Annotated in this window: 8 protein-coding genes and 1 pseudogene; 6 read left to right on the top strand and 3 right to left on the bottom strand. The window is 31.5% G+C overall.

Annotation, left to right across the window (positions count from 1 at the left end):
* The first annotated feature begins 66 nt into the window (after nucleotides 1–66).
* From F6K18_RS26875 to F6K18_RS26895, 5 genes are all read left to right on the top strand, one after another.
* Nucleotides 67–207, top strand: a complete 141-nt coding sequence (locus F6K18_RS26875; RefSeq protein WP_287525352.1) for a hypothetical protein — start codon at nucleotides 67–69, stop codon at nucleotides 205–207.
* Nucleotides 208–473: 266 nt separating this feature from the next.
* A complete protein-coding gene (locus tag F6K18_RS26880; RefSeq protein WP_287525353.1) occupies nucleotides 474–2,216 on the top strand; it encodes a polysaccharide deacetylase family protein in 1,743 nt (580 codons plus the stop codon).
* A 109-nt stretch (nucleotides 2,217–2,325) separates the two neighbouring features.
* Nucleotides 2,326–2,601 (top strand): hypothetical protein, encoded by a 276-nt coding sequence (locus F6K18_RS26885; RefSeq protein WP_287525354.1) that lies wholly within the window; start codon nucleotides 2,326–2,328, stop codon nucleotides 2,599–2,601.
* A 15-nt stretch (nucleotides 2,602–2,616) separates the two neighbouring features.
* On the top strand, nucleotides 2,617–3,024 hold the full coding sequence (locus tag F6K18_RS26890; protein WP_287525356.1) for a GAF domain-containing protein: 408 nt from the start codon (nucleotides 2,617–2,619) through the stop codon (nucleotides 3,022–3,024).
* 144 nt (nucleotides 3,025–3,168) lie between these two features.
* Entirely contained in the window at nucleotides 3,169–3,624 is a 456-nt protein-coding gene (locus tag F6K18_RS26895) for a diguanylate cyclase (protein WP_287525357.1), read from the top strand.
* 385 nt (nucleotides 3,625–4,009) lie between these two features.
* Here F6K18_RS26895 and F6K18_RS26900 read toward each other — a convergent pair whose 3' ends face one another.
* The 3 genes from F6K18_RS26900 to F6K18_RS26910 all read right to left on the bottom strand — a co-directional run bounded on the left by F6K18_RS26900 (nucleotide 4,010) and on the right by F6K18_RS26910 (nucleotide 6,492).
* Nucleotides 4,010–4,162, bottom strand: coding sequence for a hypothetical protein (locus tag F6K18_RS26900; protein WP_287525358.1), 153 nt, complete (start codon nucleotides 4,160–4,162; stop codon nucleotides 4,010–4,012).
* A gap of 34 nt (nucleotides 4,163–4,196) precedes the next feature.
* Nucleotides 4,197–4,556 carry a hypothetical protein gene (locus F6K18_RS26905; protein ID WP_287525360.1) on the bottom strand — a complete coding sequence of 120 codons (360 nt, stop codon included), beginning with the start codon at nucleotides 4,554–4,556 and terminating at the stop codon, nucleotides 4,197–4,199.
* 499 nt (nucleotides 4,557–5,055) lie between these two features.
* Nucleotides 5,056–6,492, bottom strand: coding sequence for a DUF5009 domain-containing protein (locus tag F6K18_RS26910; protein WP_287525362.1), 1,437 nt, complete (start codon nucleotides 6,490–6,492; stop codon nucleotides 5,056–5,058).
* 732 nt (nucleotides 6,493–7,224) lie between these two features.
* On the opposite strand from F6K18_RS26910, the pseudogene F6K18_RS26915 reads away from it, so the two are divergent.
* Nucleotides 7,225–7,895: pseudogene (locus F6K18_RS26915) on the top strand (transposase); the annotation flags it as partial.

Below are 7,895 nucleotides of genomic sequence, written 5' to 3' on the forward strand. Positions count from 1 at the left end.
GGTGTGAAATATAAAATTTTATGCAAGCATTCAGGTGTCAGCTATCAGCTATTAACTTAATTGCCCTTGAAGAAGGAATCAGAGTTGAAAGATTTAACAGGATTAAAAGTACCAAATATATTAGCTACTTGCTCACGACTCAATATTACTCAAATCCTCAAACTACTAATTCCTGTTAACGTAGTTCCTCCGGAGGAGGAAAGCTGACCCCCCATGGCTGAATGCTGACAATTTTATTAATCTCTTGTTAACCTCTTTTTAAACAACTAATCCCTATTTTTGTTAGCTGTTATACATTGATTAAAACAAATAAAAATATTGATAAACTGCCTAAAAAATCCTGCTATTCTTTTTATTGGTATTTTTCAAATATTTAGATAAATTCAAACTAGATTGTCATTTTTTATCCTATAGACAACTGTGGGAAACTTTCCAAAATTTGCTTTTTCTGTTCCTTCAAAAATTGACTAAAAATGGCTAACAATCACAATCGACTCAGTTTATATCTGAGTTTAACTCTATTAATCGGACTATTGCCAGAACCAATAGTTGCTCAAACTACCTCTAATTTGAAATCTCTTAAATCTTGCAACAATGACAATATTCAATTATCAGAAATATCAGTCGATAATTTAGTAAATAAGTTACTAACTATTTCTAACTGGATGACGAATCCAGAAATGGGATTAGCTAACTTAATTACAACACTGGGAGAACAAACAATTGTTGCTGCTAATACTATACCCAATCCTTGGCCGACAATTCACGAACGAGCAAGATTAGGGAAAGTTCCTGTAATGATGTATCACGATATTTTGCCCAAGAAAAAAGTTTCTTTTGATGTCACAGTAAAACAATTTGAAAAGCATCTTGAATTAATTCAAGAAAGTGGAGTAACACCCATTAGTTTAGACCAACTAATTCAGCATTTACGCACAGGAGAAGCATTACCAGAAAAACCAATAGTTATGACATTTGATGACGGATATATTGGTCATTATGAAATAGTTTATCCCCTACTCAAAAAATATAATTATCCAGCAGTTTTCTCAGTATATACAGACAAAATAGAAGGCAAAATAGTTGGTCGTTCTACTCTCACTTGGTCACAATTGCAAGAAATGGCAAAAAATTCATTAGTCACAATTGCTTCCCATAGTGTTACTCATCCCAAAGATTTAACTAAATTATCTGACCGAGAACTACAAGCAGAAATTTTAAAATCAAAGCAAATTTTAGAGAAAAAATTAGGAATAAAAATTAACTATTTTACTTATCCAGAAGGTAAATATGATGAACGTGTTAGTGCTTGGGTAAAAGTAGCGGGATATGAAGCAGCACTAACAATGGAAAATAATAAAAATATCTTTAGTAATGAATCAAAAAGTTTATTGGCAATAGACCGCTTTGGTCAATCAGGATTAAAAAAGGCAATTGCAAAAACTTTTGGTGGATTACAATTACCTCCCTGGAAATTTGGGTTTGATTTTACTGGTCAAATTATCAAAAATAAAATAACTCTTCAAGGAATTCCATTAATTTTAATTTCTGGAGGAAAACCAATAACTATTCATGCAGATAGTCGGTATCAAGTTAAAGATATTGTGGCAAAAAACGAGGCGATCGCTGGAGTGGATGGAGTATTTTTTTCTCTGGAAAAACTAGATTCTAACAAAGTAATTGGTCCGATTTTTAGTCAGAATACAAAAAAATTTGTGCCTGGAGATAACTATGACAACAATAAATTAAAGAATCGTCCGTTAGTATTAATTAGTGATGATCAAGTAAATTTTATTCCTTTTAATCCCGAAAATCACAATACAATCAAAGGCATAAAAGCAGAGATGCCAAATGTTACAGATGCTTTTGTGGGAGCTGCATTTTTAGTGATAAATTATCAACCTCAACCACCAGAAAGTTTTGGTGAATTATTCAAGTTCAACGAACCTCGTCACCGAGCATTTTGGGGTATTCATCGTAGTGGTCAACCTATCATTGGTGTATCTTATAAAAGAATTGGTTCCGTTAAACTTGCTCAACTTTTAGCACAAGTAGGATTTCGGGATGCAGTTATGTTAGATTCTGGAGCTAGTACGTCTCTAGTTTATGAAGGTAAATCTTTAGTCAGGTATACTCCACGTCCTGTTCCTCATGTAGTTGCTTTAGTTTCACCAAAGTCAGCTTCCAAATCAACTTGTGTTGTCGCTCAGTATTGATAAATAAAAGTCAATTATTAGATTGAAAAAATGATTAACTAAATCAATATAAATTCATATAGCAGTCGGAAATTATTTACTGCTACATAACTAATTAGCATTCAGAATATTGCTAAGGCAAAGCTACCTCACCAGTATTAAAAATGCTATACTTGTTAAGCTGAATTTTAAAAAAGTTAATATTGAATCAGCATTAGAATTAACTTTAGCAGAAGTTTGTCAAACAATGAATTGGGATTTTGGAGAAGCATGGATTCCTGACCCAGAAGCTACAATGCTCAAATTTAGTAGAGGATGGTATTCTAGTAATAGTAATAACGGTACTTTACCAGCAGCTTTGAAATTTCGACAACAGCATCAAATTATTACCTTTAACTCCCAATAAAGCTTACTACAAAGGGTGTGGAATTCTCAGCAAACAGAATGGGTAAAAGATATTTATCAGGAAAAAGATTCAGTTTTTATTTGTTTTCAAATTGCCGAAAAAATAGGTATTAAATCTGCATTGGGAATACCGATTATTCTAGATAAACAGGTTTTAGCTATCTTAGTATTTTTCCATAAATTTTCTCAAACATTAGATCAAAATTCTATACAGTTAGTTAATGCTGTGGCAACTCAGTTAGGTGGATTAATTCAACGTAAAAAATCTGAGTTAGCTCTGAAAAAAGCAAACCAAAATTTAAAACTAATTGCCAGTTTTGATATTTTAACTTCTTTGGCTAATCGTCGTACATTCGATGAATATTTTCATCAAAAATGGGAGCAACTTATACCATTTCTCAAAAACTTTTCTACACTTTGTTGAGCAGGGGAGTATGGTAGTGGGGTAGTGGGGGGAGAATCAAACATAAGAATAATTAACATTAACTTAGGTGAAATTAGCAAAAAAGTGATTTTACTTGTGCTAATTAGTTGACAACTGAAGTATTGCCCAAGTATAGTAATACTTTTGGGAATTGGTATTAGACAAGACAAAAAATATTTATCTCTTATCCTTTGTGATGTGGATTATTTCAAATATTATAATGATTGTTATGGGTATCCAGAGGGAGACCAATGCCTCAAAAAAGTTGCTCAAGCTATTAGCAAGGTAGCTAAATTTTCTACAGATTTAGTCTGTCGTTATGGTGGCGAAGAATTTGGAGTTATATTACCAAATACAAATATTGAGGAAGCTTTACGAAGAGCAGAATTAATTAGGAGAGAAATCAAAAGGTTTGAAATACCTCACGCTTGTTCAAAAGTAAGTCCTTATGTAACTATAAGTTTAGGAGTAAGTAGCGTAATTCCTACGTTACAATTATCTGGTCGTACATTATTAATAGATGCTGATCAGGCGCTTTATCAAGCAAAAGAACAGGGACGAGATTGTGTTATTGCTCATAGAATTAATTATGTTTGTTAGGAAAGAAAAAATCATATAAGACTCAGGTATAATTTTTTTTTGTTTCCCCTACTGATATTAAATACTAAAATTTTTGCTACAAATACTTAGGCTGTTTCAAACAGTCAGGAGTCAGTAGGAATAGCCTATATATTATTTAGCTAGAGTCAAACTCTGTTTTTAGTAAAATCTATATTTCTAAGTACAGTCTTTTAAGCAGGGAAATTATTCATAGCATTCTTTTTTATAGTTCATATGATTACTAAATTGAAGTGAGGTTATTCAACCTGATTTGAGATGATATGAAATACGAAAAATAATGGTAGAGTTATTTCACAAAGGCTGAAAGTTGAACTAGAGAGTCAAAGATCAATTTTATCTGAAATACAAGTAATGATCTTTTCCCTTATGGATTTAATACACTACCGTCACACTGTTTACAAGCTTGTTGGGGTTTGTATAGGTAAAGTTGCAATTTTTCAGTATCCCCATGCACTTTTTCCTTCTCTTCTAGGATATAACTAAAGCTTTCTTCGTTCTTCAAAACTAATTTATTCAAAATTAATATCAGATATTTCAATACACCCTTGAATTTAATTATTAGATTTAGTATATATTTCCATTATAACTCCTACGAATGAGCCAAATATTCCTCCAATAATTGCTCCCCAAAAAGGGATAAGTAGTGGACTGAAACAGGCATAAAATCCATCTAAACCATCTGCACAATTTAGAGGTTGAATTTTTTGATGAGCTACAACTATAAAAATGAACGTACTCAAAAGTGAAGTAAAAGTTGCTGCATTGAATATTCTCATCGTGCATCTAAATTTAGTGATTAAATTAGTAATTGCACCAACAATTCCCCCAATAGTACCTCCAATGACAATACCTACACAAGCTCCAAATAATGTGATAAACCATACGAAAATAACAGGAATTATACTACTCATAAAATCCTCCTTCTCTTGTTAATAAATATTGGTAGTACTGTACAAGTAGTAATATTTTAATACCCAATTAAAATAAAGCTGTATAGAATAAGATTCAATTTTGAATTGACCGTAGATCGACAGAGATAAATGAATTAATTTCATAATTATCTATATTTTAATATTAGGTTCAAGACTCTCAGTATATTTAAAAAAATTAGTGGTACACCTTTGTGGCGGATCTGAGTCCTCCATCATACACCTGAATTTCGCACTTCCGACCCAGGAGATTAACTGATTCAAGTGCAGCCTTACATAAAATTGGTATTAGAAAAAGTCAAATAATTTGTCAATACTATTTCTTTGAAACTTAAAAATTGGAAATATTTTTTGTTTCCTCTTTTGTTACACTACCAGGTTTGTTTATGCCGACCCATTATCCCATCTCTGTTACCTGACTCCACAGGAAATTACTACATCTACAAAATTACCGATAATATTTTAGTTTTTTTTGCTGTTTTTAAGTCCTCCAAAAAAGCTTTAATTTGCTAAAAATACTTACAATTAATGCCACTATTAATGTATAAATAAATCCCGTTAATAATCCTAACCCTGTTGTTTGAGTCATTTGTGCAATTTTTTCATACCATCCAGTTAATTTCAAGATAGGTAAGAGTAAGTTACCAAAAACCACATAAGCTATCATTGGATTTTGACCATTATAGATAAATAATTTGAGAATACTTTTTTGCTGAAAATAATCTCTAACAACAGTGAATAGAATTAATAAAAAAATAGACATTCCTGTAGTAATGAAAAAGTAGCTTAGAGTAGCACTATCTTTTTTAATTCCACCTTGAAAAGGTTCAAAAGCTAATCCTAATACTAGCCAATAAATTCCCCAACCATAAAGTTTATTGAGTAAATTTTCTATCTTATTACTTGGTTGCTGGAATAATAACCAACCAGAAGCACATAAAACTCCGCTGATTAAAGTTGTTTCTAAAACTAGCCTAGATTGTAACCCAATCAATAATACCAAGTCAATAGTAAGCATTAATACTGCAATAATAAAAAAACGACTAGCTGGCCATTTTTCTAATGTCGAATCGCGATCGCTACTTTCATTATTTCTCATCCATTTTAAAATTAAATCTCCGCTAATAGTACCTGGAATGACGATAAATAAGTACTTCAAATAATCAAATCTAAAAATCCAAGGCAAAGGAGAGTTAAACCAAAAATCTTTTACCCATCCATCATCAGCAGCAGAAAATCTTAGCCCTAATAATATTCCCAATAATCCTAAACGTAACCACCAATTAGATTGAGTAAATAACCAAATTATTGAACCAAAAACAGCCATATTAGTTAAAACGATGAGGATAATATCACTGCGTTCTAATGAAAAGTTACTACCATCTGGATATGTTAATCTACTCAGAATTAAAATACATATACTCCACCCAGCTATACTCATAAATTGATTGATAAATTTGGGGATAAATTTTGGCAAACGACTGTACATTAAAAATAGGATTAAAAATCCCAATAAAGCAAGTTTCCACTTTTCCGGAATTTCCTCTGCATTATTAATAATGTGCGGTCGAAAATGTTGAAGCACTATAGCAAAAGTTCCCAACAAAAATCCTCTTTTCAGGATGAATAAAAATATTGAAATGTATCGCCACCCTTTATTTATTAATCGAGATAAAGCTAGGGGTATAGATGCTCCCATTGCAAATAAGAAAATTGGAAAAACAATATCTACCCAAGTTAATCCAGGAATATTAGGATTAAATACATAATTTGGTGGTGGTGTTTGAGCATGATACATCCAAGTAGGAAGTGTTCCATCACGAGGAATTATGCCTGATAATACCATCATTAAAATAGCAAATCCTCGTAGAGCATCTAGAGCTTCAGCACGTTTTTTAGGGGTTGGTTGTTTTACCATAGTTATATAGTCATTCTAATTTCATTTGTGATATTTTAGTGTTGCTTAGGAGTAAGAATTGCTGGAGTCAGCGAGTCAGAATATAAAGGATTTTTAATAGATATCTACAGAAAATCAACTTGCTCTTTATTTAAGATAAGCTAAAGTTGTAAAAGTCACTTACAAAATCATTTTTCGTATCTTGATTGCGAAAATATATTCTCTGTTTCCTGCTCTTACAAAAAGTCTATATCTTGATCTTTTTTTAGAGATGTCTAATGGCTATTAACTATAATTAAATTTTTCACAACCTATTTAGGATTGTCATATAGGAAATAGTTAGATTAAAATGTCAAAAAATTGAATTAAAATACACTTGATGCTTGACATTATATTAATTATAAAACTTGAGGCTGTAGTTAATTTTTGCTAATTTTATATTTCTAATCTTTTAAAGCTATACCCATAATTTTACCTCCACCTTGAGCTTTAGCTAGACGCATTGCTAAAGCAACTTCAGGTAATTTTTGACCAAAAAATTTAGTGCTTGAGTCGTAAATTGTAGAAATGCAAATGCTAAATGAGAAGACAAGCGAGATTGAATAGCTATTATATCCTTTGAATAACTATTTTCTGAAGAAGGATAAGCAATATGATTTCGTACTGAGGTGATTAGTCTAGTAATATAGAATTCCTAAATAGGTCGTAATAGATATAATAGTAATAATAACATCTCCACTTAAAAGAAAAAAAATGAATATTCTACAAGGAACTAGATGATTTTATCAATCAAACACAAGAGGCCAAAGAAATTAAAAGAGCCTTGGCGGTAAAAATGATTTTGTCGGGAAAATCCTACCATGAAGTCAAAGAATTATTAAAGGTTTCTCAGAGTTTTATTAGTGAATGGAAAAACCAAGCACTATTTCACGGCGTAGAAAGTTTAAGGCTTCAATATAAAGGAACACAAGGTTACTTAAAGGCTGAATAAAAAGAGAGAACAATTGATTGGTTGAGAGAACAAGATTATCTGAGATTATCAGACTTGCAAAACTATTTACAGAACCAATATAACGTCGTTTTTGAGTCCAATCAGATTTATTATAACTTACTCAAAGAGGCTGAAATAAGTTGAAAAAAAACTCCAAAAAATCATCCAGCTAAAAATGATGAATAAGTGAAAGCAAAAAAAAAAGAAATAGAGGATAAATTGGCAAAATGGCAACCGGAAATAGAAGCGGGAAACCAAGCAGTGTTTATGATTGACTAATGTCATCTGCTATGGGGGATGTATTAAGTTATGCTTGGGGAAAAACAGATAAAAGAATAGAAATTACGATGAAAAATCAAAAGGAAAGACAGACTTATTATGGAGCTTTATACTACCAAACAAAGGAATTTATAGTTCAAGAGTATCAAAGTGG

This window comes from Okeania sp. SIO2C2 (genome assembly GCF_010692625.1).
GTDB lineage: Bacteria > Cyanobacteriota > Cyanobacteriia > Cyanobacteriales > Microcoleaceae > Okeania > Okeania hirsuta.